The 26,798-nt window shown below is 64.0% G+C and carries 20 protein-coding genes and 1 riboswitch; of the genes, 3 read left to right on the top strand and 17 right to left on the bottom strand.

Annotated elements, in window-relative coordinates; translation table 11 throughout:
• Positions 1-447: 447 nt before the first annotated feature.
• The 17 genes from ASF84_RS10250 to tssA all read right to left on the bottom strand — a co-directional run bounded on the left by ASF84_RS10250 (position 448) and on the right by tssA (position 22,052).
• Positions 448-1,791, bottom strand: coding sequence for a DUF7256 domain-containing protein (locus tag ASF84_RS10250; protein WP_056837834.1), 1,344 nt, complete (start codon positions 1,789-1,791; stop codon positions 448-450).
• A gap of 118 nt (positions 1,792-1,909) precedes the next feature.
• A complete protein-coding gene (locus tag ASF84_RS10245) occupies positions 1,910-2,785 on the bottom strand; it encodes a serine/threonine-protein kinase (protein ID WP_056837832.1) in 876 nt (291 codons plus the stop codon).
• The gene (locus tag ASF84_RS10240) at positions 2,782-3,453 is read right to left on the bottom strand and encodes a PP2C family protein-serine/threonine phosphatase (protein ID WP_056837830.1); all 672 of its coding nucleotides are present in this window, start codon (positions 3,451-3,453) and stop codon (positions 2,782-2,784) included. Before ASF84_RS10240 ends, ASF84_RS10245 begins: the two co-directional genes overlap by 4 nt.
• On the bottom strand, positions 3,450-6,938 hold the full coding sequence (tssM, locus tag ASF84_RS10235) for a type VI secretion system membrane subunit TssM (protein ID WP_056837828.1): 3,489 nt from the start codon (positions 6,936-6,938) through the stop codon (positions 3,450-3,452). Before tssM ends, ASF84_RS10240 begins: the two co-directional genes overlap by 4 nt.
• Positions 6,939-6,948: 10 nt before the next feature.
• A complete protein-coding gene (icmH, locus tag ASF84_RS10230) occupies positions 6,949-7,818 on the bottom strand; it encodes a type IVB secretion system protein IcmH/DotU (protein ID WP_056837826.1) in 870 nt (289 codons plus the stop codon).
• A 5-nt stretch (positions 7,819-7,823) separates the two neighbouring features.
• Positions 7,824-9,155 carry a type VI secretion system baseplate subunit TssK gene (gene tssK / locus ASF84_RS10225; protein ID WP_056837824.1) on the bottom strand — a complete coding sequence of 444 codons (1,332 nt, stop codon included), beginning with the start codon at positions 9,153-9,155 and terminating at the stop codon, positions 7,824-7,826.
• The gene (tssJ, locus tag ASF84_RS10220; RefSeq protein WP_056837821.1) at positions 9,152-9,661 is read right to left on the bottom strand and encodes a type VI secretion system lipoprotein TssJ; all 510 of its coding nucleotides are present in this window, start codon (positions 9,659-9,661) and stop codon (positions 9,152-9,154) included. The genes tssK and tssJ overlap by 4 nt, the downstream gene beginning before the upstream one ends.
• A 4-nt stretch (positions 9,662-9,665) precedes the next feature.
• A complete protein-coding gene (tagH, locus tag ASF84_RS10215; protein WP_056837820.1) occupies positions 9,666-10,871 on the bottom strand; it encodes a type VI secretion system-associated FHA domain protein TagH in 1,206 nt (401 codons plus the stop codon).
• Between the two features lie 11 nt (positions 10,872-10,882).
• Positions 10,883-11,023 carry a hypothetical protein gene (locus ASF84_RS10210; protein WP_056837818.1) on the bottom strand — a complete coding sequence of 47 codons (141 nt, stop codon included), beginning with the start codon at positions 11,021-11,023 and terminating at the stop codon, positions 10,883-10,885.
• 69 nt (positions 11,024-11,092) lie between these two features.
• The gene (locus ASF84_RS10205; protein ID WP_056837816.1) at positions 11,093-12,592 is read right to left on the bottom strand and encodes a sigma-54 interaction domain-containing protein; all 1,500 of its coding nucleotides are present in this window, start codon (positions 12,590-12,592) and stop codon (positions 11,093-11,095) included.
• Position 12,593: 1 nt separating this feature from the next.
• Complete coding sequence (tssH, locus tag ASF84_RS10200) at positions 12,594-15,197, bottom strand: type VI secretion system ATPase TssH (RefSeq protein ID WP_056837814.1); 2,604 nt, start codon at positions 15,195-15,197, stop codon at positions 12,594-12,596.
• 4 nt (positions 15,198-15,201) lie between these two features.
• A complete protein-coding gene (tssG, locus tag ASF84_RS10195) occupies positions 15,202-16,218 on the bottom strand; it encodes a type VI secretion system baseplate subunit TssG (RefSeq protein ID WP_056837811.1) in 1,017 nt (338 codons plus the stop codon).
• Entirely contained in the window at positions 16,182-17,993 is a 1,812-nt protein-coding gene (tssF, locus tag ASF84_RS10190; protein WP_056838012.1) for a type VI secretion system baseplate subunit TssF, read from the bottom strand. The genes tssG and tssF overlap by 37 nt, the downstream gene beginning before the upstream one ends.
• 31 nt (positions 17,994-18,024) lie before the next feature.
• Complete coding sequence (gene tssE / locus ASF84_RS10185; RefSeq protein WP_056837808.1) at positions 18,025-18,435, bottom strand: type VI secretion system baseplate subunit TssE; 411 nt, start codon at positions 18,433-18,435, stop codon at positions 18,025-18,027.
• Between the two features lie 13 nt (positions 18,436-18,448).
• Positions 18,449-19,924 (bottom strand): type VI secretion system contractile sheath large subunit, encoded by a 1,476-nt coding sequence (tssC, locus tag ASF84_RS10180; RefSeq protein WP_056837806.1) that lies wholly within the window; start codon positions 19,922-19,924, stop codon positions 18,449-18,451.
• 24 nt (positions 19,925-19,948) lie between these two features.
• Entirely contained in the window at positions 19,949-20,455 is a 507-nt protein-coding gene (gene tssB, locus ASF84_RS10175; protein WP_056837804.1) for a type VI secretion system contractile sheath small subunit, read from the bottom strand.
• A gap of 31 nt (positions 20,456-20,486) precedes the next feature.
• Positions 20,487-22,052 (bottom strand): type VI secretion system protein TssA, encoded by a 1,566-nt coding sequence (gene tssA / locus ASF84_RS10170; protein ID WP_056837802.1) that lies wholly within the window; start codon positions 22,050-22,052, stop codon positions 20,487-20,489.
• Between the two features lie 608 nt (positions 22,053-22,660).
• Here tssA and ASF84_RS10165 point away from each other — a divergent pair.
• From ASF84_RS10165 to ASF84_RS10155, 3 genes are all read left to right on the top strand, one after another.
• A complete protein-coding gene (locus ASF84_RS10165) occupies positions 22,661-23,962 on the top strand; it encodes an Nramp family divalent metal transporter (RefSeq protein ID WP_056837800.1) in 1,302 nt (433 codons plus the stop codon).
• A gap of 477 nt (positions 23,963-24,439) precedes the next feature.
• Positions 24,440-25,750, top strand: coding sequence for a hypothetical protein (locus tag ASF84_RS10160; RefSeq protein ID WP_056837798.1), 1,311 nt, complete (start codon positions 24,440-24,442; stop codon positions 25,748-25,750).
• A 6-nt stretch (positions 25,751-25,756) separates the two neighbouring features.
• Complete coding sequence (locus ASF84_RS10155) at positions 25,757-26,434, top strand: OmpA/MotB family protein (protein ID WP_056837796.1); 678 nt, start codon at positions 25,757-25,759, stop codon at positions 26,432-26,434.
• A gap of 77 nt (positions 26,435-26,511) precedes the next feature.
• Positions 26,512-26,716, top strand: a riboswitch (cobalamin riboswitch).
• The last annotated feature ends 82 nt before the right edge of the window (positions 26,717-26,798 follow it).

Genomic DNA, 26,798 nt, shown 5'->3' with positions numbered 1-26,798 from the left:
CGCGCTTGCCCGCGACCGGCTGCGTTAGCAGTCGTAAAATTGTGGCGTTTCATAGATCCCTGACGGGTTAGCAATCGTAAATCTGTGGCGTTTCGCAGATTTTGCGAGCGCTACGCRCTCGGTCGCSGGCAAGCGCGCTCCTACCGGGGTTCTTCAGCGTGCCGCTTTGGCGCGTTGTCAGTGAAACAGGGTAGGTTCTCATCAAACACAAAATAACTTGTTGATGCATTGGATATTACATTGACCCCTTGTAGGAGCGCGCTTGCCCGCGACCGGCTGCGTTAGCAGTCGTAAAATTGTGGCGTTTCATAGATCCCTGACGGGTTAGCAATCGTAAATCTGTGACGTTTCGCAGATTTTGCGAGCGCTACGCACTCGGTCGCGGTGGTCAGGCATTCCGGCAAGCGCGCTCCTACCGGGGTTCTTCAGTGCGTGGGTTGGGCGCAATCAGCCGCATGCCCAGTCCATCTCCATTTTTTCCAGGTCGATCTGCCCGTTGCCGCTGCCAAAATTGAAGCCGCCGAAGTCTTCTTCGAATTCCAGGTAGCGCGGCCCGAACTCGGGATAACCCTGCACCGGGAACATCGTGCCACCGAAGTGGTTGCGGCCGTGGAAACGCTCCAGCTCAAGGGCAACGCCCTCATCACTGAAGCCCGGGACATAACCGCTGTCCTGGCATTCATCTTCCCACTCACGGGGTGGCTTGCCGACGTTCGGATCACCTTCACGTTCCTGCGCACGCACGGGGAACGCCGTGTCGAGCCCGGCGGCGCGGCCCTCGCCTTGCAGCCACTCATAGGCCGGCTCGCCCGGGTTGCGCACTTGCTCGTAGCCGTAATATTCACGGTAGCTCTTGTCCAGCCAGCCGGGTGCCTGGCCCAGCAACGGATTGCCACGCAGGTCGGGGGACGGGCACAGTGCCGCCTCGAACTCGGCCTGGGTCAACCAGATGGCCGCGTAGCGGGTGCCAAGAATGTCCTCCATGTCGAACTGCCGGGGGTGGCGCGCCTGGCGATGTTGCCAGAATGGCAGCAGATGCACATCGGCCGGCGGCTCGCTGGACAAAGGCGCGGCAAAGAACGCCTCCACGACACTGCTCGAAGGAAGCTCTTCGAACTGGTCATCGACAAACAGGCTGAACGCCACGAATTGCGCACCCTGCGCGCGGTACTGGCTGGGCACATGCAGGGTAAAGGCATGGCGCAGCGGATGACCGTTCGACGGGCTCAGGGGCCACTGTACGGGCGTGATGCCAGGTGGCAGGCCAAGGTTCCAGCCGCCGGCCCATTCTTCGCCGCGGCCCGTTGCCGGCAGCGGACGCTGCGGATCACGCAGCAGGTCATAGACCGTGTTCAGACGGGTGTCGGCCAGCAGTTTGTCGGGCTCGGGGTAGACCGCATCTGGCTGGCTGATTTCCAGGGCCAGGATCGCACCGCCACGAAAACGCACGATCAGGTCATGGCCATCGTCGGTGCGGTCCCGGTATTGGGTCCATTCCAGCGGGTCCTTTGGACCGTTTTCGAACATCTGCAAGTTCGGCCGGGCGTGCAGCGCGGCTTCCAGCGGCATGCCAATGTGCAGGCCTTCGATCAGTTGCGTATCGGAAAAGGACTTGTAGAAGCCCACCTTGCCCAGTTTGCCACCCACCTCCACCTGCGCTCCGAAACCATGGTTATGCGTGTCAGGCACATAACCGTGCGCATCAGGCGGCGACCAATGCTTGCCCATGATACTGGCCAGCACATCGACGGGCATCAGCGGACGCAACGCAGCAATTCGGGCACTGTTCATCGGTGGACCTCCTTGGTAATCGAATGCATGTGGCAATAAGACCCGATTATCCCGGGCAAATTCCCGCCAGCATGGTTTGCCTGCTCCGACGCGGGTGCCGGCGGCCGCTCAAGACCGATTATGTGAAGACACGGCGCCACCCGCCCGCTTGCGCTTGCAAGGCCTCATGCAACTGCGCCGCACTCGGCCGGCAGGCGGGATCGAAGGACAAGGCCCGGCGCAACGCCGGCCAGCCGTGTCGCGGCAACCGGGCCGGCCTCTGCAGTGTACGGTCAAGCCGGGCTGCGCGAGCCTGGTCGCCGGGCAGGCGGCGAAACGGGTGTCGACCGCACGCCAGCTCGTAGATCAGGCACGCCACTGCATAGAGGTCCGACGCTTCGGATAACGCCCCGCCCTCGTGCAGCTCCGGGGCGGCATACGCCGGCGTCCAGGCCTTGAAGGTGTCACGCCGCAATTGCGGCAGCCCGGGCAGAATCCCGGGCTGTGCCTGTCCCAGACCGAAATCAAACAACCGCACCCCCCACTCGCCGAGCATGACATTGCCCGGTTTCAGGTCGCCATGCAGCACGCCCCGGGCATGGCTGTGGGCCAGGGCCTGCAGCAAAGGCAGTACCACGTCGAACAACTCATTCACCGGCATGCCGGTGGGGCATTCGCACAGCACATGATCCAGGGTCAGCCCCTGCAGCAGCTCCAGGGTCATGAAGGCACAGGGTCGCCGGGTGTCGACCTCGAAGCTGTAGCAGCGCACCACGCCGGGATGGTGCAAATGACGGGTCAGGGCAAATTCACCGTACAGCAGCGACGCCGCATCCGGCACCTGGTCGAAGGCTTCGCCCAGCATTTTGAGGGCAATGTCTGGTTGAGGGTCGCCGTACTGCTCATGCAGCAGGTCACGGGCGCGCCATACCAGACCCATGCCGCCGACACCGAGCAGGCGGTCAAGTCGATAGCGTCCGCACAGCACCTGCGGCGGCGATGGCAAATCACTCATGTGCGCACCACCACACCGGTCAGGTTATCCGTCGCCGGACCTTGCATGGCGTGGCCGAACACGCAGGCCAGGGCCGTGGCCGCCGTGGGCTGGCTCAAGCCCTGGCCCAGTGTCTCGCTGTCCAGCGCCTGATACAGGCCATCACTGCACAGCAGGTAGGTGTCGCCCGGCTGCACACGCCATTGCAGCAGCTCTAGGCGCAAGGGGTGACAGGCGCCTATCGCCCGGGTCAGGCCATGGGCGTGCGCGTGGTCGTGGGTCAACTGGTACAAGCGCTGGCCGCGCCACAGGTAGCAACGGCTGTCACCTGCCCAGCAGCAGGCGCCCTGCTCGCCCTGCAACAAGAGCGCCACCAGGGTGCTGCCGATGATGCGCGGCGGCTGTCCCTGGCTTTGCGTCAAGGTCAGGCAAAGCTGGCGATTCAACCCCTGCAGGCGTTGGCGCAGTTGCACGAGCCGGGCCTCCAGCGGCAGCTCGGCAGGCAGTTGCGCCAGGGTATCGACGATCAGGCGGCTGGCGATATGCCCGCCATGATGCCCACCCATGCCATCGGCCACCGCCCACACCCTTTGCCCGGTGGCTTCGAGAAACGCGTCCTCGTTGCGCGCCCGCACCTTGCCACACTCGCTGCGGGCGGCGCTGTCCAGCACCGGATCAGGCTTGTTCATAGCTGTGCCGGCAGACGAAAGCTGCGCAGAGCACTGACGTCGAACGGATTGGGCATGCGCTGGCTGGTCAGCAAGTAGTTGGCGCGCAGGCCGCCCAGGTCGGCCTTGAGCACCAGCACATCGCGGCCGCTCAATGGTTCGACCTGCATCAGGTCGAGCAGGCGGAACAACGACCAGGACCCGAGGTTTTTCTCGATGCCCACGGGCCGTCCATCCCGGCGCTCGGCCACCAGGCTGGCACCACCCTGCCCGGTGTCGTCGGGCCAGGTGAAGACCATCTGCACAATAGGGCCGTGACGGTACTCCAGCAGGCGCTCGCCCAGGCGGAATTCGGCGCGGTTGACGGCACTGTCCAGGCTGTAGGGCTCCAGCGTGAAGCGCACTTGCGGCAGGTTGGGATCCTCGGCGAAAAAGCCCTGGCGGATTCGCTGGGCGGCGCTCATTTGCTCCAACAGCGCACGGGACATCGGCAGGCTGTGGCCGTCGATGCTGCGCAGACGGTAGCTGCCCGGATGACCGCTGACGAACGCCTTGAGGTGTTGCTCGAAAAAGCTTTCGAGAACCCCCTGGGTCTTGAAGAACTCGCGAAAGTCATTGAGCGCCACATCGCTGGTGCTGTGGGCGCTGAACGGATAGCGCTGCGCAATGGCCTTGGTGTAGAAGCCATACAGCTCGCTCTGGTAACGCTGGTTGAGGTGCTGATAGGCATTGCCGAGCACCAGCCGCCAGGCGTCTTCCGCCATCAGGTTGAACCAGCCGCTGACCGGGCGCGGCAGGCGTGCAGCGGTGTTGCGTAACTGGCTCAAGGCATCGCGCTGGCCGCCCATGCGCGCCCTGGCCATGTCGAAGGCGAACTGTTCGGGCTGGCTGGCCCGTGCCAGGCTGGCCAGTTGCTGTTGCACGGCATCCAGGCCTTGCAAGGCCACGGCCAGGTCGGCGCTCGGCGCGTCCTGGTCGTCTAGCAAGCGGTGCAAGGGCTCGAAACGCTGCTGCAGGGCCCGGCGGGCATTATCCGGCAAGGCAACCGCCTGGCTCGCCACGGCCGTGGCCGCCTTGCCGAGCCCGGCGGCCGGGGCAGGGCCAGATTCGGTCGCCGCCTCAAGCGCCTCGGAAGGCAGCGCAAAGCGGGTGTTGTCGCGAATCTGCAACAGCAATTGCACCACCGGCGAACCCGACGACAGCAGCCCTGCGGCCAGGTCGGCGCCCTCGCCGGCATCGCTGAACGGCAGCAACCCGAGCTGCGCCACCGCTTCGCTCCAGTGGCTGGCATAGTCGCGAAAGTACAACTGCTCCAGCTCTACCAGCAACTGGCGCAGGTCCCTACCGCTGATGTCGCTGCCCTCGCCGAGCACCCAGTTGTCACGCAGCAGTTCACTGACGCGGGCGGTGCCTTGCACCGAGAAGAACTGGCGGTAGCCCTGACGGGTGTACAGCCCCGGAATCGCCCGGTCAGCGCCGACGAACAGGTCGCGCTGCGGCCCCAGGTGCTGACTGAGCCGGTAATCGGGCAGGCTGCGGGCCTGTTCGCGCAGGGTGCGATACACCACGCTGGCGAGCGATTCGCTGCGCAGGGTCTGGCGCGCCTGCAGCACCAGGCTGTCGTTGAGCGGCTGGCTGAACGTCAGGCCCAGCAACTGCTCGAAATGCCGGTTCAGGTCGTTCTGCACGTCGTTGTGACCCTGATACAGACGCGACCACTCGGCCGCCAGCCAGTCCTTGAGCCACGACGCATCGCGACGGGCCGGCAGGTTGAGCATCAGGTAAGCGCGCAGGTGGCCCAGCAAGGCTTCGCGGTCATGCAGGCTGGCGGCGATTCGCGCCTCCAGCAAATGCGTCACTTGCGGCAACAGGTGGCTGAGCAGTTCGCGCTCATAGGCCTCACGCAGCACCGGCTGGCTGGCCTGGCCCTGATACAGCCCGTTGCGCTCGTGCCAGGCCACGTCGCCGGCCGGCGCGAAGACCTGGCTGGCCTGCGCGCTGGTCTGCAGCACCTTGAGCAAGGCCATGTCATCGTCGTCGGGATTGAGCATCTGGTGCTGTTGCTGCCATTGGCCTGCCAGCACCCGTAGCGTTTCCAGGCGCTCGTGATTGGCAGAAAAGCCACGGGCCCACAGCACCCCGCCCAGCACCAGCATGGCCAGGCCGCCGATCAGCCATGCGCGCTGGCCCCAGTGAATGCGGCGGCGCTCGCGAGGATCGAGGCCGACCAGCCCGGCTTCGGCAAAGATCACCCGGCTGAACAGATCATGAATGAAGCGTGCCCGACCGCTTGCACCCGTCACTGTCAGGGCCCGGCCTGGCGTCTGGACCTGCGCGTCTGAAGACACCGGCTCAGGGTGCGGTGCCGAGGTCAGGTAAAAGCCGCGCAGTCGATGGCTGCGCTGATAACGGTGATGATTGAAGACGCTGTCGATCACCTGGCACAGGTGGCCACCCAGCACACCCAACCGGTGCGGAAAACCAAGCATCAGGCTGCGGCGACCGGTGTCACGCTCCTGGTGCAGGCGGCCGATGAGCTGACTGTCGAGATGACGCAACAGCGCTTCAATCTCCTGGCGCACCACGCCCGCCTCATGGGCCGCCTTGTCCCGGCTGAAGCTGGCACCAAGCACCTGACGGTTCTGCTCAAGACTCAAGGCATCGAAGAATGCCTCGAAGCCCGGCACCTTATCGGCCTGGCTCAGGATGAGGTACACCGGCACCTGCACATGCAGCACCCGGCTCAGCTCCTGCAGACGCGCGCGCAACTGCCTGGCCAGTGCCAGGCGCTCGGCGTCCTGGCCTTCAAGCAGCAGGGGGACGGGAATCGTGACCAGCACGCCATTGAGCGGCAAGGCCCGGCGGCGTTTGCGCAACAGGCCCAGCAAGGTCATCCACGCCTGACCGTCGAGGCTCGACCGGGGCTGGGTCAGGTAGCGTCCGGGCGTGTCGAGCAGGACGGCCTGCTCGGCAAAATACCAGTCACAGTGCTCGGTGGCGCTGTCGGCCCCAGTGTGCAGGGATTCAGGGCGGTTGAGCGGAAATTCCAGCCCTGAGCCTTCCAGCAGGCGGGTCTTGCCACTGCCCGGCGGGCCGATCAGCAGGTACCAGGGCAGTTCGTCACGCACCCGCTGGGGGTGATTACGGTACAGGCTGGACTGGGCGAGCGTGCGCACGGCGTCATTGAAACGCTGGTGCAAGCCTTGCCGCTCAGTGTCCAGGCGCGCGTCGTGGTGCTCCTTGGCCTGGCCTTGTTCAGGTGCTTCAGCGCCCGGTTGCCGACGGCTGGCACGCCAGCCGGCGAACGCCAGCCCCAGCCCCCAGAGCAGAAGCAGCACACAGAAAGTTGCCAACCGCGCATTCACCGGCGCCCAGGGACGCCATTCATGGATGGCCAGCATCGGCCCGATCCACCACACCAGCGCCGCGCCGGCCAGCACCAGAGCGAGGCTCCAGACCCAGGTCTGGACCAGCACCGACAGGCTTTTTTTCATCGTCATGTTCATGGAGGGGGTCTCACGAGCGGGTCGGGATCAGGCTCGTTTCGAGCTGTTGCCAGGGCTGCAGAACGGTCTGGCGCTGTTCGCCAAGCACCCAGGCAAAGCCCGAATACAGGATGGCCAGCCCGACCGCGGTAAACAGCACCACCAGCCACCAGGGCACGATGCCCGGCACGTCGCAACGTGGATCATCCAGCCCCTGCCAACGCGGTGACAGCTCACTGCTGGCCTCACCGCGCAGTTGCCGGATCTGCCGGTACAGTGCGTCGCGGACCTCTTCGAGCGCGACGGTGCCGCGATTGCCACGTCGATACTTGCCTTCGAATCCCAGTGCCAGGCACAGGTACATCAGCTCCAGCAGGGGCAGGTGTCGCAACGGATTCCTGGACAGTTGCTCCAGCAGGCTGAAGAATTTTTCGCCGCCAAAGGTTTCGTTGTGAAAGCGGCTGAGCAGGCTGTTCTGCGCCCAGTCACTCTGCCCGCCCCACGCGGTGGTCACCACCGCCTCATCGAGCACCGTGCACAGTAGATAACGCGCGATGCCCACCTGATCGCTGTCGATGCCGTCGCGCAAGGCCTGGTGTTCAAACTGCTGGACCTGGCCGCGCAACTGGTCGTTGAGCCGCGCGATGTCCGGTGCGTCCGTGTGGTACTTGATCTGCCGGATGCTCGACAGCAACGGCGATGCAGCCGCCACCAGGACATTCAGGCCCAGGCTGAAGTGTGGGGTGGCCGGCACGTGCGCGGCATAGACCATGCGTTCTTCAAGCAGGCCGAAGCGTGGTGCATCGCGGGCATCGGTCACCGGTGCCTGCTCGGGGCCCAGACCGGCATGGTCGAGCAGAACGGTTGTGTCGACCTGCCCGGAAAAGTCTTGCGTGTTCATGTCGTTCAATTCCTGATCGCCCAGAAAGTCAGTTCCAGCCCGGCGAAATCACCGGACAGGTGGAAGGCGAAGCCGCCGGAGCGTTCCAGCACAGCCAGGTCGTCAGGGACGGGCTCCAGAATGAAATAGGTCTTGTTGGCGTGAAACGGAATCTGCCGGGGTGCTACAGGCAGAGGCTTGAGGCGGATCCCCGGCAGGTGCAGGTTGACCAGGTCGCGGATGTGCTCCACGGCACCGGCCTTCAAGTGCGCGGGCAGGCGCTGGCGCAGTTCTTCGGCGTCACACTGGGCACTGACAGCCAGTACGAAACTGCACGAGGCCAGCAGCGTGTGGTCATGCAGCGTGGCAACGCGCACCCCGTACTGACGCAGCTCCAGCGGCAGCTCGATGGCATGCTGCTCCAGCACCATCGACAGCACCTGGCGCAGTTCGTCAAGCAAGGGCCGCAGGCTCGCGCCTTGATCGCTGTGCTGATAGGCCCCGCTGAAAGCAGGCCGCTTGCTGTCGCTGCCAAAGGTGGCCAGCTCACCCAGCAGGCCCAGCAACAGGCAATACAAGGCCTCGGGGTGGACGTGCGCCTGATCCAGGCAATGGCGCAGCAGCAGTTCGTTGCGATTGATCAGTTGCAGCATCATGAAATCGCCGATCTGCGCACTGCCAACGGTGCCGCTGGAGCGAATGCGTCCGGCAATGGTGTCGCCACGATGAGCCAGCAGGCTGATGACTTCCTTGAGGCACGAGAGCATCCAGGCACAGGACTTGACGTGCAGGAAGCTGGGCACGAAGTCCGGCGCCAGGGTAATGGCCCCGCCGGCACCGGCTTCAAGGATCTGGCACAGCTTCAACCTGACCCAGGCCTGTTCGCCGGAGTCCTCGCCCAGCATCAGGCGCAGGTCGGGACGACCGCAATTGACCTGGCTGCTGGCGTCCTCGCCGGCATTGGAGTCGGCCACGTCGGCCTGGTAGACGGTGTAGCGCGCCAGGACATCGGCCTGCTCGGCACGCCGGGCTTCGACATGGTTGCCGGTCACCAGGGGCAAGGCCAGGTACACGGCGGTGTGGGTGGTGTTGGGCGGCACGTCCACGGCCAGGGGGTGCGGGGCACCCGCCAGGTCGAACAGGCTGCCGTCGGGCAGGATGCCACGGGCCTGGCTGATCACCAGCTTGCCCATGGAGAGAAACTGCACGTCGATGTCCAGGCTGACAAAGCCCCATTGATGGCTGCCCAGCATCAGGGTGCGGGTCTTGAGCTGGTGATCGTAATAACGGTCGTTGTGCTGCAGGTGCTGGGGGCGCAGCAGCATGCCTTCCTGCCAGATGACCTTGTGCGTGTTCATCGCCCACCCTCCTCGTCAGCCAGGGACGCACGATCGGCGGTGATACCGTCTTCATCCAGAATCAGGCCCGCCTGCGTGCGCTGGCCCGGGCTGACCGTCAGCACATGCTGCCAGCGCGTCTCGTTGAGGTCGCGGTAGGCCGCCAGGACCCCCACATGACGGCCTTGTTCGACGCGCAGCTTGAGCTGGCGGGTTTCACCGGGACGCAGTTCCAGCTCCTCGCTGACAATCAGGTCAGGGGCCAGGGTGTCGCGCGCACGTTCATAGAGGCTGAAGAAGTCAGCCGTTTCAAATGCCACCGGATGGTGCAACTCGAACAAGCGCACCACGATCGGTGAAGGGCGGCCGTGCAGGTCCGGATTGAGACGGTCACTGGCGGCCAGGGTCAGGTCCAGCTTGGTCAGGCTGGAATAGGGCGACAGCGCTGAGCAACCGGCCAACAGCAAGGGGGTACAGGCCAGCCACAGCAATGGCCGGCAGGTGGGTCGAAGCTTGAAACGGGGCATGAGGTCATCCCTGAACCGGGCTGTAGAGAGGGGCAATCAGGCGGACCTGTTCGGCGTAGGCACGGGCAAAATCCCGGGCCAGCAGTCGCTCGGTCCAGTCGTCATCACCACTGAGTGCTTGATGGTGACGAACATAGGCGCGCCAGCGCCGGCCGTCGGAAGTCAGCCAGGTGCGGTGGTCACGCTCCATCTGCGCGATCAGACGCTGCGGCGCCACTTGCTCCAGCGCACTGCGCAAGACCGCACGGCTGGCATTGAGCAATGCCACTTGATGCGCTTGCAGGGTCTGCACGGCCTGGCTGAGCGCCACCTGCGCCGCGCCCGGCTGCCCCGAGGCACCCGGACGGCGCAGCAGGGCCAGCCACCCGGCACGATCCAGATCACGCTTAAGCGGATTCTGGCCGGTGCCAAAGGCATCGCTCAACCCCAGGCGCAGCTCGTTTTTCAATTCGCTGCGAAGACGCAGGCTGTGTTGCAGGCCCTCCAGCCCCTGGCGCAACAGCGTGGCCACGGTCATCGCCAGTTGCTCACGCTCGGGGGCTGCCAGGTCATCCAGCGACACACCCAGTGCCTCGGCAAACCCCTGCCAGAAGGCTTCATCGAGACCGACGACGGCCTCGGTCACCTGCACCGCTGGCGCTTCAGGCGAAGTCGCGGTGGCCGCGATCAAGCGCGGTACGGTCAGGTTTTCCGTATCGATACCCGGGCTTTCCAGCGCCGCAGGCGAGACAGGCACCTCAGGCGGCCTGGCGTTCAACAGATGCTCTAGCAGGCCTTCGGTTTTGTCCTGTAACGCATTGAGCGGATCAGGCTGGATAAAGGCGTCGTCAGGAATGACACGGCCCGCTGCGGCAGGCTGGCCCATGGCAGTGTCGATACCTTGCCGGGTGTTTTCCAGGCGGGCATGAATGCGCAAGCGACCCAATAAAAAATGGCTGCCCTGCTCGATGACCTGCGCCACGCCCAGGGGCAGGCGCTGACCGGTCAAGCCGTCATGCGTGCCGTTGCGGCTGGTGTCGATCAATATGAACCTGCCGTCCTGATAGCCGATGACCGCATGATGATTCGACACATGGCGTTGCGGATCCGCCAGGATCCAGTCGCAGGCCGGGTGACGCCCCAGCACCCCGCCCCGCTCGACGAAACGCTTGGTCGGGGTGGCGGCCCAGCCACGCTGCTCGGGATCACGAATTTCCAGTACCAATTGCATGCTGTTGCTCCTTACAGACCGCGCTTGAGGGCCTTGGCGTCGCCCAGCGGACGGTACTCGTGGTCATCGAAGGTGTAATTGCCGCGGCAACCGGCCAGGCCGCCGAAAACGGCCAGGGCCAGCAAGGCTGCGTACCAATGGCGTGCAGACATGAAGAGGTCTCCATAAAAAGAATTGACGGTGCCGGGTGTGGCGCGTAGGTGCATCGATGGCGTGCGGCGCTAGCCGTAGCCATGATCGGACGGGATGTTCAGGCGCTGCAGGCGATACAGCAGCGTGCGCCTGGCGACCCCCAGTTCGCGGGCGGTCCGGGTGCGGTTGCCGCCATTGTTGTTGAGGCTCTCGATCAACAGGGCACGCTCGACCTGCTCCATGCGCTCGCGCAGTACGGTCGGGCCTGGCGCCGGCTGTACACCGCCGTGGCGGGTGAAATGCTCGATCCGCAGCAGCGTGTCATCGCACAGCAGTACCGCACGCTCGACCAGCGCCTTGAGTTCACGCACATTGCCAGGCAGGTCAAGGCCATTGAGGTAGTGCAGCGCCGCCGCCGACCACTGCGGCGGCGGGCGTTGCAGGCCGGTGCTGGCCTGCGTGGCGAAATGGCGGGCCAGGCGCGCAATATCGCCTTCACGATGGCGCAAGGCCGGCAAGTGCAGGGGGAACTGCGCCAGCCGGTAATACAGGTCTTCGCGAAAGCGCCCGGTGCTGACCTGCTTGCGCAGGTCGTGGTGGGTGGCGGCAATGATGCGCACATCGATCCTGTGGGTCCTGTTGGCGCCCAAGGGCCGGATTTCGCCTTCTTGCAGGACCCGCAGCAATTTGGCCTGTAAGGCCAGGGGCATGTCACCGATCTCATCGAGCAGCAAGGTGCCGCCATTGGCCGCATCGAACAGCCCGGCGCGGTCTTTGGCCGCCCCGGTAAACGCTCCCTTGCGGTAGCCAAACAGCTCGCTCTCCAGCAGGCTTTCCGGAAAGGCGGCGCAGTTTTGCACCACGAACGGTCGCCCTCGCCTGACGCCATGGTCATGAATGGCACGCGCCACCACTTCCTTGCCGGTGCCGGTTTCACCTTCGAGCAACACCGTGCAAGGGCTGCGCAGCACCTTGCCGATCAAGTGGCGCACCTGCTCGATGGCCGGACTGTTGCCGATCAGCCCATAGCCCTGGGCCGTTGCCAGCGCCTCAGGCCCCCTCGATACGGCAATGGCAGGCTGCGCGTGCAGGGTTTCGAGACGCGCCTGCATCAATGCGCCCAGGTGCTCCAATGGCCCGGCCAGAGGTTGCAAATCGCGACGTTGAGCGGTGGCGCACAGCAGCAGGCCGATGACCCGCTGCGCGACATTGCGCAGCGGCACGCACAGCAAGGCGTGCCAGGGCCGTGAGGGTTCGGGCAGAAAGCGTGTGTCGTGCACGGCAGGATCCAGCCCGGACAGGGCCATTGGCTGCCCCTGGCGCAGGATGAATTGCAGCAAGGGGTGGTCCTGATAGTCCACTGCCAGCCGGCTGTTTTCAGGCGGCGTACGTGCACCCGCCAGGCTTTCCCCTGCCAGGCGCAGGCCGGGACCGGCGCTGTCGAGCCGGTAGACCTGGGCCAGTTCGCAACCACTGACCGCTTGCGTGGCATGCAGCAGGCGCTCGAACAGCGTCTGTTCGCACGTGGCCCGCGCCAGTTGCACGCAATGGCTCAACAAGGTATCGGTGTGTTGGGCAAGCGCGGCCATGTCAGGCGAACCCGCAGACGATACGGGACTGGCCGTCGAGGCTGACATGCACGTTCGCAAAAGCGTCGCCCCCGGCCATGGCGTCGAGCAACCGATCGACCAGTGGTGGCATCACTCGGGTGTCGAGCAGGTGATCGATGAAGCGTGCCCCGCCGGGGCTTTGCTGGCAGCTGTCAGCCAGGTGTTCGATCAGTTCCGGCGTATAGCTGAGCGTCAGTTGCCGCAGACGCAGGCGTTCGGCCAACCGCTCAAGCCGGAGCACGACCAGTTCCGCCAGCACCGCACCGCTGACGGGGTAGTACGGCACCACCTGCATGCGCGCCAGCAGCGCCGGGCGGAAATGCCGGCTCAGCAGCGGCCTTATGTGCGCTTCGAGCACTGGCGCAGCGGGTCGCTCACCTTGGGCGCACAGGGCCTCGATCTGTGCGCTGGCCAGGTTGGAGGTCAACACGATCAGGGTGTTGCGAAAGTCGATCTCGCGACCCTCGCCATCATTGGCGATGCCCTTGTCAAATACTTGATAGAACAGGTTCAGGACATCCGGATCGGCCTTTTCGACCTCGTCAAGCAGCACCACCGAATAGGGTTTTTGCCTGACCGCCTCGGTGAGCACGCCGCCTTCGCCATAGCCCACGTAGCCCGGAGGCGAACCGATCAGTCGTGACAGGCTGTGTTTCTCCTGGAATTCCGACATATTGAGGGTGGTCAGGAACCGCTCGCCGCCGTACAGCAGGTCAGCCAGCACCCGTGCGGTTTCGGTCTTGCCGACACCGCTGGGACCGACCAGCAGAAACACCCCGACAGGCGCGTCGGCCCGGTTGAGTCCGGCCGCCGCAGCGCGCACGGCGCGGTCCAGGGCCTGCACGGCCTGTTGCTGGCCGCGAATACGCGTTTGCAGGTCGGTGGCGAAGCGGGCGATGCGGGCATTGTGCTCACCGGCCAGCTGCGCCAGCGGTATGCCGGTCCAGGCGGCGACCACCTCGGCCACCAGCCGTGGGCAGACTTCAAAGCTGACCAGCCGATGGACCGCCTGGGCCTGTTCCAGGGTGCGCCGGAGCTCACCAGCCTCGGCTTCCAGGCTGGCAAGGTCCGGGCCCGGTGCCTCATCGCTGGTTTCAGCGGTCTTCTGCTGGCGCGCCGCGGCCAACTGACTGCGCAGGCCCAGCAGACGCTCGGCCAGCCCCCGCTGGAGATGCCATTCGGTGTCCAGCGTATCGAGTTCACGCTCGACATCGATCAGGCGTGCCTGCCGTGTGGCCAGGGCAGCGGTGTCGATGCTCAGGCCCGATTGTTCGTCGCGGCTCAGCGCCTGCAACTGGCGATACCCTTCGGCCCGTTCGCCACGCAGCTGCTCCAGGCTGTGCGGCGCGCAAGCCAGGCTGATGCGCACCCGGGCACAGGCGGTGTCGAGCACATCGACGGCCTTGTCCGGCAACTGGCGACCGGCCAGGTAACGGGCCGACAGCCCGGCGGCGGCAACCAGTGCATCATCACGCACGTAAATGCCATGACTCTGTTCATAGACCGGCGCCAGCCCGCGCAGGATCGCCACGGCCTGGGCCAGGCCGGGCTCATGCACCTGCACCGGCTGGAAGCGGCGCGCCAGGGCGGCATCTTTCTCGAAGTACTTCTTGTACTCGGCCCAGGTCGTGGCCGCAATGGTGCGCAGCTCGCCACGGGCCAGGGCCGGCTTGAGCAGGTTGGCCGCGTCCGAGCCACCGGCATTGGCGCCGGCGCCGATCAGGGTGTGGGCTTCGTCGATAAACAGAATGACCGGCTGAGGGGCGGCCTTGACCTCGTCGATGATCCCGGTCAGGCGTCGCTCAAATTCGCCCTTGACGCTGGCACCGGCCTGCAACAGACCAAGGTCCAGGCTCAGGATCCGTACATCGCCCAATACCGGCGGCACCTCGCCGGCCGCAATGCGCAGGGCCAGCCCCTCGACCAGCGCGGTCTTGCCGACCCCGGCCTCGCCCACCACAATGGGGTTGTTCTTGCGCCGCCGGGCCAGGATATCGATCATCTGGGCGATTTCGGCATCGCGGCACAGGACCGGATCAATCCGGCCTGCACGCGCCTGTGCGGTCAGGTCGTGGGTAAAGCGCTGCAGCATGGACTCATCGCCCGACACGGATTGCGGCACAGCGAGGCCGTGCTGGCGCGACAGGGCAAAGTCCTTGAGCCGCTCGATGTTCAAGGTCGCCAGCAAGGGCTGGTAGCGGCTGCCGGCATGCCCCAGGGGGTTGCGCAGCAGGGCCAGCAACAGCGCAGCATCGCCGACCCGGGCCTGGCCCAGGTCGAGCGTGGCGGCCAGGAGGGCTTCCTGCAACCATTGCATCAGGGCCTGGGCGAACACCGGATGGCGCGAAGTGCTCTGCCCGCTCAACGGTTGCAAGGCGCTGCGCAACTGGACCGGATCGACTCCGGCATCGTGCAGACCGCGTTCGAGCACGCCGTCCGGACGCTCCAGCAGGCACAACAGCAGGTCCTCCACCAGCACCTCGCTGGCCCCGCGGATCACACAGCGTTCGGCACACGACTCCAGGTCGCGGCGCGTCTCGGCATCCAGCGCCTGGATGAGTTTTTGCAGGTCGAGATTGATCATGTCTTTAAGTCCCTTGATGAAGCGTGCTGCCCAGCGTGACCAGGCCATCGGCACGTTCGTGGCCCAGCCAGCTGGTCCAGCCCAGACGGCATTCGCTGGCCACGCCCAGGCGCAACGCGCGTCGTTCGTCATGCCGCAGTTGCAGACGCAGGTCGTAGTCCAGCGGGTCGCGCAGGGTGAAGCGCACCAGTGCACAGAGCGGCCGGTAACCGGCCCCGATGGGCAAGAATTCGTGAAAGCGCTGCCAGCTCAACTGGCAGACATGAATGCGGAACTTGCCGCTGCAATCGGGCACGTGTTCACCCAGCACCAGGTTTTCGCCCAGCCGGCTGTTGCCCACCCCCAGGCGGTTGCGTTGTTGCGCCAGGATGGTCACGCGCCGTTTTACGCATTGCTCGATATGCAGCCCTGGATGTTTGAAGTAATAACGCAACACCGCTTCGATCAGCGCCGCCGAGTGGGCACGCAGGCTGAGCAGGCCCAGGTAGGGCAGCAGGCGTTTCCAGTTCAGGGACTGCGACTGGCGAATGGTTTCGCCACGCAGGCCGATCAGGGCAAACAGCTGTTCGGAAAAGCTGTCCAGCGCGCCCTTCCTGAAGCTGGCGTGGTAGCGGTAACGCGACCAGATGGGCAATAACAGGCGTTGCAGGCGGTGGTGGAACAGGTCGAGAAATACCCGTGTCGGATTGCCCTCCTCGCTGTCGCCCAGCGCCTGCTCGACATAAAAGGCCGGCAACGGTGAGCTGGCACCGGCCAGGCCGATCAGGTTCAGGCGCAAGCGGGCTCGCAGCCGGCCCTGCTCTTCAAAGAACTCCACGCGATCGACATCGCTGCCCGGAAAGCCCAGGCCGGGATTGGCCTGGAACTCCAACTGGTCATGGAGCGTTTCTTCATCCAGCTCAGGGTGGTGCTCGCGCAGCCGCTCGATGACCAGGCGCACCGCCTGGAACAGCGAATACTCGCGAATCGTGCCGGCCAGCCGGCTCAAAGCAGGGGCTGCTGGCCCATGCGGGGCGTCCATCGGTAGACGTCTCCTTGTGTGGTTTCAACGCGCAACTGGTGGTAGGAGTTGAGGCTGGCGTAGAGGGCGAAGAACTCATTGAGGACCGAAGCGAACACAAACAGGTCGCCGTCCCCGGTGAAGTGGCGTGAATCGATGCCCAGCACCGTGCGCAGGCCACGCAGCGGCAACCCGCGGTGCAAGCGGTCGACCTGTTCATGGCGCACCGACTGCAACCCGCCGAGCAGGCGCTTGCTGACTTTTTCGGCATGTGGGTCGTGGTAGCGCGGCAGGTCATAGGTTTCGAGGATGACCTTGAGCGCCTCGACATTGGCCAGCGACAGGTAGTTGAGCGACATGTTGCTGATCAGCTTCCACAGGAAGCCGCGATTGATCGGCGGCGCATGACTGGCGGTGGCCGGCACGATATTGCGAAAGCGGGCAAACTCGGGCGTGCCTTCGCAGGACTGGTCGATATGGCCGACCTGCAAGCGGCGCGGCAGGTTCTGGTTGGTGCATGTCAATTCCAGCGACAGCGTGTCGCTGCTGTGTTCGTCGGTCTGCCGGCAGGGCTGGCTGTCGACACCGCCGAAGCTCATCCAGCTGTCCAGCCCGTCATGCAGCAGCGACGGGCGCTGGCGCAGACTGTAATGCGGCTGGCTGTGGGCAATATCGAAACTGGGGTCATGTTCGAAGGATTCGAACGGCACATAGCGGCGGTGCCCGATGCCCCCGCTGTTCCAGCCGGTCACCGAATCCACCGAGAATACGGCGCAGTGTTCAGGTCCCTGGTTGCCGGGCAGCAACAGGTATTCATCCTGGCGGCCATCGACGCGGATCGGGATGGCATCCTGCTTGAACAGATTGACGATGGGGGTGCAGTACAGCTTGATGTTGTCCAGTGTCGGGCGCAGGCGCTGGATGGTCTGGCTGCGGATATCAAACCGTAATTCGAACCCGTGCATGGCGCCCAGCACGGCTTCCGGCAACTGGTGGACGGCGTGCAGGCCGTCGATGTCGAGGAACAGGAATTTATCCTGAAAGGCGAAATACTCCTGCAGGAAGCGGTAGCCGCGAAAGGTATTGAGCGGATAGGGAATCAGGGCCTGCTCTTCGGCAAAGCCGACCGGCAGCACCTGCTGCGCATCGAGCTTGAGCGCCAGGGCAGCCCCGCTGGCATCGCACAGGGGCGCGCCGTCCTGGCCCAGCGGTACCAGCACGAGACCGACCAGGTGGCGCAACAGGCTCAGGTACAGCATCTGGCTGACATAGCGCTCTCCGGCCAGGTGCAGGCGCATCCGCGTCAGCGCCAACTGACCGATATGGCCGCTGCAGTTCATCTGCAGGTGCAGGCTGAGCAAGGCGCCCTCGCCTTTGACCGAGAAATTCAGGGCGCGCAGTTCCAGGGCCAGCAGGTCGGTGTCGTAGCAGGTGCGAAAACGACAGCGCACCCCCTCCAGCGGCCGACTTTCCATCGGCGTATCGCGTGCCACGCACTGGGCAGGACCGGCCTGCTGCAGTGGCTCGAATTGCACGAGGCTGAACGAGGGCAGTGGCCGCATGTAGTTGGGCCACAGCAAGTGCATGAGCGAGTGGGTCAGCTCGGGCAACTCGTCATCGAGTTTCTGTCGCAAGCGACCGGTCAGGAAGGCGAACCCCTCAAGCAGGCGCTCGACATCCGGGTCGCTCCCGGTCTGGCCCAGGTAAGGCGCCATGGCCGGATTACGCTCGGCAAAGCGCTGCCCCAACTGGCGCAGCGCACTCAGCTCGCTTTGGTAGTAATGATTGAAGGACACGGCATTTACCTGTGGGTTAAAGCGCAAGGCTTCATGACTCGATCCGCACGCGCCCACCGCCCTCGAGGCTGGCATGCAACTTCACCTGGCAGCGCACGCCCGGCACCTGCAGCAGGCCTTCGATACTGAAGGCCAGCCGCAGCGGGTTGTGATCGCGGGGCAGCGCCACGACCCGCACCCCGGACAGGCGCGGCTCGAAGTCGGTGATAAAACGCTCGATGGCTTCGCGCGTCTGGCTCAGGGCATCGTGCAGGCTCAGGCGCAGGTCATTGAGATCCGGCAGGCCGTAGTCGACCTGGATCTGTGCACTGCCGGCGCGGGTGCCGAGCATCCGCGACAAATGCCTGGCCACCGACTGCGTGGCGCTGGCCTCAGGGCCCAGCCCCGTTCGCCGGTCGGCCTCGCCGGCCAGGCGCTCGAAAAGACTGCCGTAGCCTGTCATGACCTGCAGGCCCTCACTCTTTGTCCAGCTTGCCGACCAGCGACAGCGTGAAGTCGGCGCCCATGTACTTGAAGTGCGGGCGTACATTGAGGCTGACCCGGTACCAGCCCGGCTCGCCATCGACATCACTGACCACGATCTGCGCCGCGCGCAGCGGACGGCGGCCACGCACTTCGGCGCTGGGGTTTTCCTGGTCGGCGATGTACTGGCGGATCCACTTGTTCAGTTCCAGCTCAAGGTCGGTGCGTTCCTTCCACGAGCCCAGTTGCTCGCGCTGCAAGACCTTGAGGTAATGCGCCAGGCGGTTGACGATCATCATGTAGGGCAACTGGGTGCCGAGCTTGTAGTTGAGTTCGGCGGTCTTGCCTTCGGCGCTGTTGCCAAAGAGCCTGGGCTTTTGCACGGAGCTGGCCGAGAAAAAGGCGGCGTTGTCACTGCCCTTGCGCATGGTCAGGGAAATGAAGCCCTCCTCGGCCAGCTCGTATTCACGCCGGTCCGAGACCAGCACCTCAGTGGGAATCTTGGTCTCGATCTCGCCCATGCTCTGGAAGTGGTGCAACGGCAGGTCTTCCAGCGCGCCGCCGCTTTGCGGGCCGATGATGTTCGGGCACCAGCGGAACCGGGCAAAGCTCTCGGTCAGGCGCGTGGCGAAGGCATAGGCCGTGTTGCCCCAGAGGTAATGCTCATGGCTGCCCGCCACGTGCTCTTTATAGACAAAGGACTTGACCGGGTTTTCTTCAGGGTCGTACGGGGTGCGCAGCAAGAAGCGTGGCAGGGTCAGGCCCAGGTAACGCGCATCCTCGGATTGGCGCAGGCTTTGCCATTTGGCAAATTGTGGACCGTCGAAGTGATCTTTGAGGTCCTTGAGGTCCGGCAGCCCGGTGAAGCTCTCCAGGCCGAAAAAACCTGGTGCGGCTGCAGCGATGAATGGCGCGTGGGCCATGCACGATACGCTGGCGACGTACTGCATCAGCTTGACGTCCGGCGCGCTGGGCGACAGGTAGTAATTGGCGATGACCGCCGCGACCGGCTGACCGCCGAACTGGCCGTATTCGGCGGTGTAAATGTGTTTGTACAGGCCTGACTGCATGACTTCGGGCGAGTCTTCGAAATCGTCCAGCAGGTCGTCACGCGAAACATTGAGAAGCTCGATCTTGATGTTCTCGCGAAAATCGGTGCGCTCGACCAGCAGCTTGAGGCCGCGCCAGGCCGATTCCAGTGCCTGGAAATCCGGGTGGTGCAACACCTCATCCATCTGCTGGCTGAGGCGACTGTCGATCTCGGCGATCATGCGGTCGACCAGCGCCTTCTTGACCGGCTCGGCGCTGTTGTGTGGCTTGAGCAGTTCTTCGATGAACGCCGAGACACCGCGCCGGGCAATGCCGTAGGCTTCGTCTTCGGGGTTCAGGCGGGTCTGGGCAATGATGCTGTCAAGAATGCTGCCCTGGTGGTGATCCGGAGGGTTCTGGCTGGCGGCTTGGGTATTCATTGATGGCTTTCCTTTGCAGAGGATTCAGGCGTCGGTGGACACAGCGGCAGTCAGTCCCAGTTCCTTCAGGACCTGGGCGCGGGACTGTTCGTCGGCCAGCGCGCCTTCGATGGCCTTGCGAAAGGCCGGCGCATTGCCCAACGGACCCTTGAGCGCAACCAGCGCGTCACGCAGTTCCATCAGCTTTCTCAGTTCAGGCACTTGCTCGACCAAACTGGCCGGGTTGAAGTCCTTCATCGAGTTGAAACGCAGGCCGATCGCCAGCGCCTCGCTTTCATTGCCATCCTGCAGCCGGTTCGGCACGCTCAGGGTCAGCGCCAGTTCCTGCTTGGCCAGTACCTCATCGAAAGCGTGCTTGTCGATGTTGATCGGCTTGCGGTCCTCGACCTTGCGCTCATCGGGACGACGGGTGTAATCGCCAATGGCAAGCAGCTTGAGCGGCAGTTCGATTTCTTCCTGCGCCCCGCCGGTGGCAGGTTTGAACGTGACATTGATGCGTTCCTTGGGGGCTACCGAGCCTTCTTTGGCCATGGTGTTTTTCCTGTACTGACGGCCCTTGGGCCTATTCGAGTACCACCTCGAGATCGAGGTGGCACAACCTGCGGTAAATCTCTTCCTTGCGCTCGCGCACGGCGTGGTTTTGCGGCAACAGCTGGCAGCACTCATGCAGCAGGCGCAGCACCTGCAAGAGCAGCTCAGGCTCCCAGGCCTGCTGGCCGGCCTGGAGCAGCAGCTGGTCAAGGTTTTCAAGCTGGATCCTGGCCAGTTCGTACTGCTTGGCCGCGATGCACAGCCGGGCCAGGTTCAACTGCCAGAAAAACCGGTTGCGCCCGCCCTGCGCACTGTCCAGGCCCGACCTGAACTGCTGCACAGCCGCTTTCAGGCCGTCCTTGAGCAGCACCGGCCTGGCGGCTTCAAGAGCCCGGTCCCAGGCCGGCAGAACCTCGTCTTGTGCTTCAACCGCCGGCACAGGCGCGGCGGCCGGCGCTTGCACATGGATCAGGACATGCGCGTCGATCCAGGCACGGGTGGCCGGATCGGCAAACGGGGTGCCGTCGTGAAAGCGCAGTTCTGCCAGGCCAGGCAGACGCTGCAATAACAGGGCAAAGTGCAATTCGACCTCACGCATGGCGTGCTCGGCGTCGAGGTGTTGCAGGCAGTCCCAGACCATGCGCTGGCCGTCGAACCAGAACGGTGCCTTTGCCAGGCTGGCTTCGAGCTCGACCAGCAAATCGGCGTAATGACCTGCGGCCAGGCGCTCCTGATACTGTTTGAGCTTGTCGGCGGGCGGCGCCCGCAAGGCAGTGATCTGGTCGGCATTGCGCTCGGGCAACACCTCGACTGGCAGCCACAGCAGCGTGCGGTTCAGGCGCAGCGCACGCAGGTCGGTGGCCTGGCGTTTAAGCCACCAGGCGCACAGCGGCCGGGCGTTGTCCTCCAGCAGGCGCTGGGTTTTGCGGGCCTCCTTGTCGTTGTCGATGACCGTGACCGGGGCCAGCAACTGAGTGGCGACCTGACGCACCTGCGCGGCCACGGCCTCCACCCTGCCCGGAGACGGCTGATCGTCATGGGCACGCCGGATCATATTGGCCAGGCGCCGGCATAACGGCAGCAGCAAGGGTGCGTCATCGCCCAGATGAGCACTGAAAAGCGTGTCCAGCGCTTCAAGCTGTTGCAGCAGGCGGCGAAACAGTGCGAGCTGCTCCTTGATGGCCAGGTTTTCGTTGAGCAATGGATCGATACGCGCCAGCAACCAGGCCATGGCGGCCATCCGCGTGCGCAGTTTGCGCGGATGCAGCCCGGCCCAATGATGGCTGCACAACTGCAGGATGACCCCCAGCCCGGCCACCAGCCCGGCAAAGGACTCGCGCTGGTACAAGGCCCAGGTCATCCAGGCCGCCACACGCAGGTCCTTGGACTGATTGCGTAACAAGGCCTCGCTGGCTTGCAGCACTTTCAGCCAGTCGACGGTGCTACTGACGTGCAGGGAATGGCCTTTGGCCAACTCCTGTTCAAGCGCTTCGTACTCACTGGAAAAGCGTACGTCCACACCCGTGAAGTGCGGATCGCCAATGGCGCACAGCGCAACTTCAAGGTAATGATCGGACAACTTCTTGAAATAGGGCATCGGTGATCCGGCGGCAACTAACGAAGGACTTGAGCGGCGGCGCGCAGGATATATCGAGGATCCAAAATCAAAAAAGATTATGCGTAACCCGTTATTTCAATAGTAAAAAAACAATTAAAATCAAATAGATAAATAAAACAAGACTCATCAAGAGCGCACTGACAAGCCGCTTAAAAAATAGCACCTACATACCCACACTCAACATTCAATCGCTGACAACCAACAAACCCTGTAGGAATATTCAACAAAAAGCCTACATGGCCGCTGACGATCAAATATTTTCATACACTTATTGTTTAATTCCTTACTCCATCATGAGACCACCTTCCTGCAAATCCGGTGTAACCGGGAACGACCGCCATGCTTCACGCGCTGGTGCCTGCCCACCCGGCACACGGTTCGTAGGTCTACAAAGACCGTATAACCTGACAAACGGCCCTTTCCCCTCCAGTCCCTTTTCAACCCGCATTACAGAAGGCTTGGCAACAGCCCGGCATGCACGCTGCAGCCTGGGACTCACGATCATGGAACCCCGCAAGTCGTACGACATCCTATGTTGTGCTTAGCTATTCACGTCCGATTACAAAAACAAACCGGAGACTCCTGCCATGGCCAACAGCCAACCCGTCGCAGATAAAACCGCCGCCGCTGCACAACCCCGCTTCAGACGCATTACCAAACTGCTGGGCCCCGGCATCATTGCCGTGCTGTCGTGGCTGGGTGCCGGCGACCTGATCACCTCGTCGGTGGCCGGTGCCAACTATGGCTACGCCATGATGTGGGTACTGGCGGTCTCGCTGTTGTTGCGCTTTCTGATCGTCAACATCATTGCCCGCTTCCAGCTGTGCAATAACCAGGGCATGACCATCCTGCAGGGCTACGCCCAGCTGCACCCGTTCTTTGCCTGGTTCATGCTTGGGTACGCCTTGCTGATGGGCCACCTGATCAACGCCTACATGATCAAGGGCGCCGGTGAGGCGCTGGCCATGCTGGTGCATGTCAACCAGCCGCTGCTGTGCTCGCTGCTGGTGGTAATCGCCGTGTGGCTGCTGGTGGGACGCAATATCTACAGCATGATCGAGGGCGTGATGAAGGTTCTGCTGGCGATCATGACCCTGGCCTTCCTGGCGCTGGCGATCATGTCGGGGCCGGACCTGGCGGGCATCGTCAAGGGCACCATCGGCTTCAGCATTCCGCCGGACCAGGGCGTGCATGGCGCGCTGCTGGTAGCGGTGTCGGTAATCGGTGCGGTGGCCGGGTCCGTGGCCAACTTCGTACACCCCTATGTAATGCGCGAAAAGGGCTGGACCGGGCCAGAGCACAAGCGCATTCAGCGTAACGACCTGCTGTTTGCGGTGTTCGTCGGCATCGTGATCAACCTGGCCATCTGGGTGGTAGGCGTGGAAATCCTGCGGCCCAACGGCTTGCAGGTGCGCACCCTCGGCGACCTGGGCCAGGCGCTGGAGCTGTTTTTCGGTGCGGCAGGCTGGTACATCTTCTTCGTCGGCGTGTTCGCCACCCTGTTTGCCAGCATTGCCGGCAAGACCACGGCATTCCCGATGCTGATCACCGATGCGTTCCAGCACATCCGGCCCGAGCGCCGCGAGAAGTACGGCAAGGAATTCCACAAGGACCCGATGCACAAGTGGTTCATGCTGTTCATCCTGGTGACGCCCATTGTCTGGTCGCTGCCGGGTATGCCGGACTTCGTGACCCTGACCCTGGGCGTGAATGCCTTGAACATCGTCGGCCTGCCGATCATTTCGCTGGGCCTGCTGATCATGTCCAACCAGAAGTCGCTGCTGAGCAAGGAGTACCGCAATAACGGGTTCGAGAACATCGCCCTGGCCTTCGCCACTGGACTGGCCATCTGGGTCGCGTTCCAGTTGGGGATCGAGATGCTGGGTTAAGGCGGGCCAAAAGCCGGTGAACAAGTGGGCCACCTGTACGACACACAAGGCTCGTGCCGGCTTGAAAGGCTGGCAAGCGCGCTCCCTGGGCCCATGTTTGCTGCGCGAAAGCGCGCCCCTGTGCTTGCCGCGAGGCAAGGCAGGCGCCGCGAAGTCTGGTCATTCCAGATGAGTGGCGAGTAACGCAGTCTGGACTTGAAAAGGGAGTGACCCTTTTCTGCGTCCTCCGCCTGGCCTGGCGAGATTGGGCCCAGCAACGCGGCTCGTGCTGAAACGGCAACAGACCCTAAAGATCCTGCCCCTGCGTCCGATAGCGTCAGGTTAGCCCTTGGATTTCGCGCTGGCCGCTTGGGCCGGTTGCGCCTTCAAGGGGCCTCCCTCCTCCATCCTCTGCCATGCAGACAATCGCCATCGAGCACAGGAGCGCCGGGTCATGGGACGATTCACCCTTATCAACAACACGCCTGAGGTGGCCGCATGAGCGGGTCGTTCATCCACTTTCTGGTGCCGTCGCTGGACAGCGCGCTGGAACTGACATTTTTCACCCTGATCGTGGGCGGCATGCTGGCCTCGCTGATCTGCGCCGAACGCTATGGCCGTACCGCCACCTGGGAGCGCAACTGGCAAGGCGGTACGCACAAGGGCGCACTGGATCTGGAGCACGGCTCGATCAGTGAGCTGAGCCATGCGCTGGCGTCGCTGCCCGAGCGCATTGTCAGCAACATGCCAGGGCTGCTGCTGATTTTCGGCCTGCTGGGCACCTTTCTGGGCCTGGGCATGGCGCTGGACAAGGCCTCGGGCGTGCTGCAAGGCAGTGCTGAATCCCTGGATGCCATGAGTGATTCGCTGGCGCAACTGACCGGCATGATGAAAGACCTGGGGTCGAAGTTCAAAACCTCGACCTGGGGCATCATCGCCTTCATCGTACTCAAGCTCTGGGAGTCTTCGCGCTGGTCAGCCGAAAGCCGGCGCAGCGACTGGTGCGTGCGGCAGATGAAGCAGGCCATGGACCAGGGCCGCAAGGAACTGCGCGCCTACAGCGACGTGCGTGACCGTCAGGCCCGCGAAGCGCTGGAACAGGTGGGCGAGCGGCTGGTGCAGTCCATCAACGCGCAATCGCAGCTGCTGGCCGCCGAATTCAAGGGACTCAAGCTGTTGAACATGCAGATGGCCAAACAGGCCCAGGGCCAGCACGAAGCGCTGGTCGAGCAGTTCACCGCCCTGAGCAACCAGATCGGCGAAGGCAATCATTGCCTGGCCAGCCTGGACCGCCACGCCGCGACCGCAGGCGAGCACCTTGAGCAGCTCAAGACCCTGGCCGGGCAAGAGAACCCGCAGGCGCAGGAGCAGCATCAATTGCTGATTGATCACCTGACAACGCTGGCCACCCTCACCGAAGAAAGCAACCTGTCGCTGGACAGCCTTGATCACCGCGCCGAGCGCGCCACCGCGCAACTGGATGAGCTGCAGAACCTGGAACGGCAACTGGCACAACAGGCCCAGGGGCATCACGGGATTCTGATCAAGCAATTGATGACCCTCAGCACCCAGGCCGGCGATGGCAATCGCTCGCTGGCCAGCCTCGATGAGCGCAGCGAACAGAGCGTGCATCACTGGAGCGTGGCGGCGGCGCAGTTACAGGCCTCGGTCGACGGCATTGCCGGTGACCTGCAGCAAGCCACCGGGACGATCACCACCGCGGTGGGCGGGCTGGCCAGCGAGGTCGAGGGTCTGACCGCCCAGGCCCGCGATGCCAGCGAGCCCGCTGACGCTCCCGAGCCGGTGTAACAGGCGATGAAAGAAAAGCCCAATGAATGGGTGTCCATCTCGGACCTGATGGCCGGCGTCATGGCGGTGATCATGCTGATGCTGGTGGTGTCGGTGTTGCAGAACAAGGCCGGCGAAGCCGCTGCCAAGGCCGAGCAGCAGATGCAGGAACTGGCGCGCAGCCAGGGCAATGCCGCACAACAGGCGCGCTTGCAGAGTCTGCTGACCGAGATGCAGGCGGACCTGGAGCGTACCGGTGAGGCGCAACTGGTCGAGATCGACATCGCCAACCGGCGCCTGACCCTGCCCGATGATGCCTTCGCCCGTGGCAGCGCCTGCATCACCCCGGCCACACGCGCCGTGCTGGGCAAGTTGAGTGTGCGGGTGGCGACCTTCATGACCGAGTCGGCGCAGGCACAGGTGCTGGTCGAAGGCCACACCGACAACCTGGCAGTCAATCGTCCGGTGACTGACTTTGCCCGCTACTGCACGGTGTACGACGACAACTACACCTTGTCGGCGGCCCGCGCCCGCGAGGCGCGCAAGCTGCTGATTCAGGCACTCGATGCGCAACAGGCCTTGCGCGTGGGGGTGGCCGGCTACGGTGACTCGCGCCCCAAACCCGGGATCGACCCGGCCAGTGCCTTGAACCGGCGGGTGGAGATCCAGCTGGTGGTCGGCCGCCAGGTGACCGCCGAGTTGTAACCCTGACGGGGCCTGGGCCGTGCGATCGCGCATGGCCTGTGGCATCTGTATTTGACGCCGCCGTTCATCGGTGGTCTTATCCCGCCCCAGTTTCAGGTGTCTCATGCCGCCGTGCATGAGGTGAAACGGGAAGCCGGTGCGTCACCTTGGTGATCAGTCCGGCGCTGCCCCCGCAACGGTAAGCGAGCGACCCCTTCGACACACCACTGTGCCCTGGCATGGGAAGGTGAAGGGATCGTGATCCTCGCAAGCCCGGAGACCGGCCTGAAACCTCAGTGTGGTGCCTCACCACACGCGTTGGCAATCCCGCGGTGGGCGGGCGCAGGCCGGTATCCGTGCGCCTGCGCGTGCGGTCCCCTATGCG

Source organism: Pseudomonas sp. Leaf127, from assembly GCF_001423155.1.
Taxonomy (GTDB): Bacteria; Pseudomonadota; Gammaproteobacteria; order Pseudomonadales; family Pseudomonadaceae; genus Aquipseudomonas; species Aquipseudomonas ovata.
This window is presented reverse-complemented; position numbering and strand designations above follow the sequence as displayed.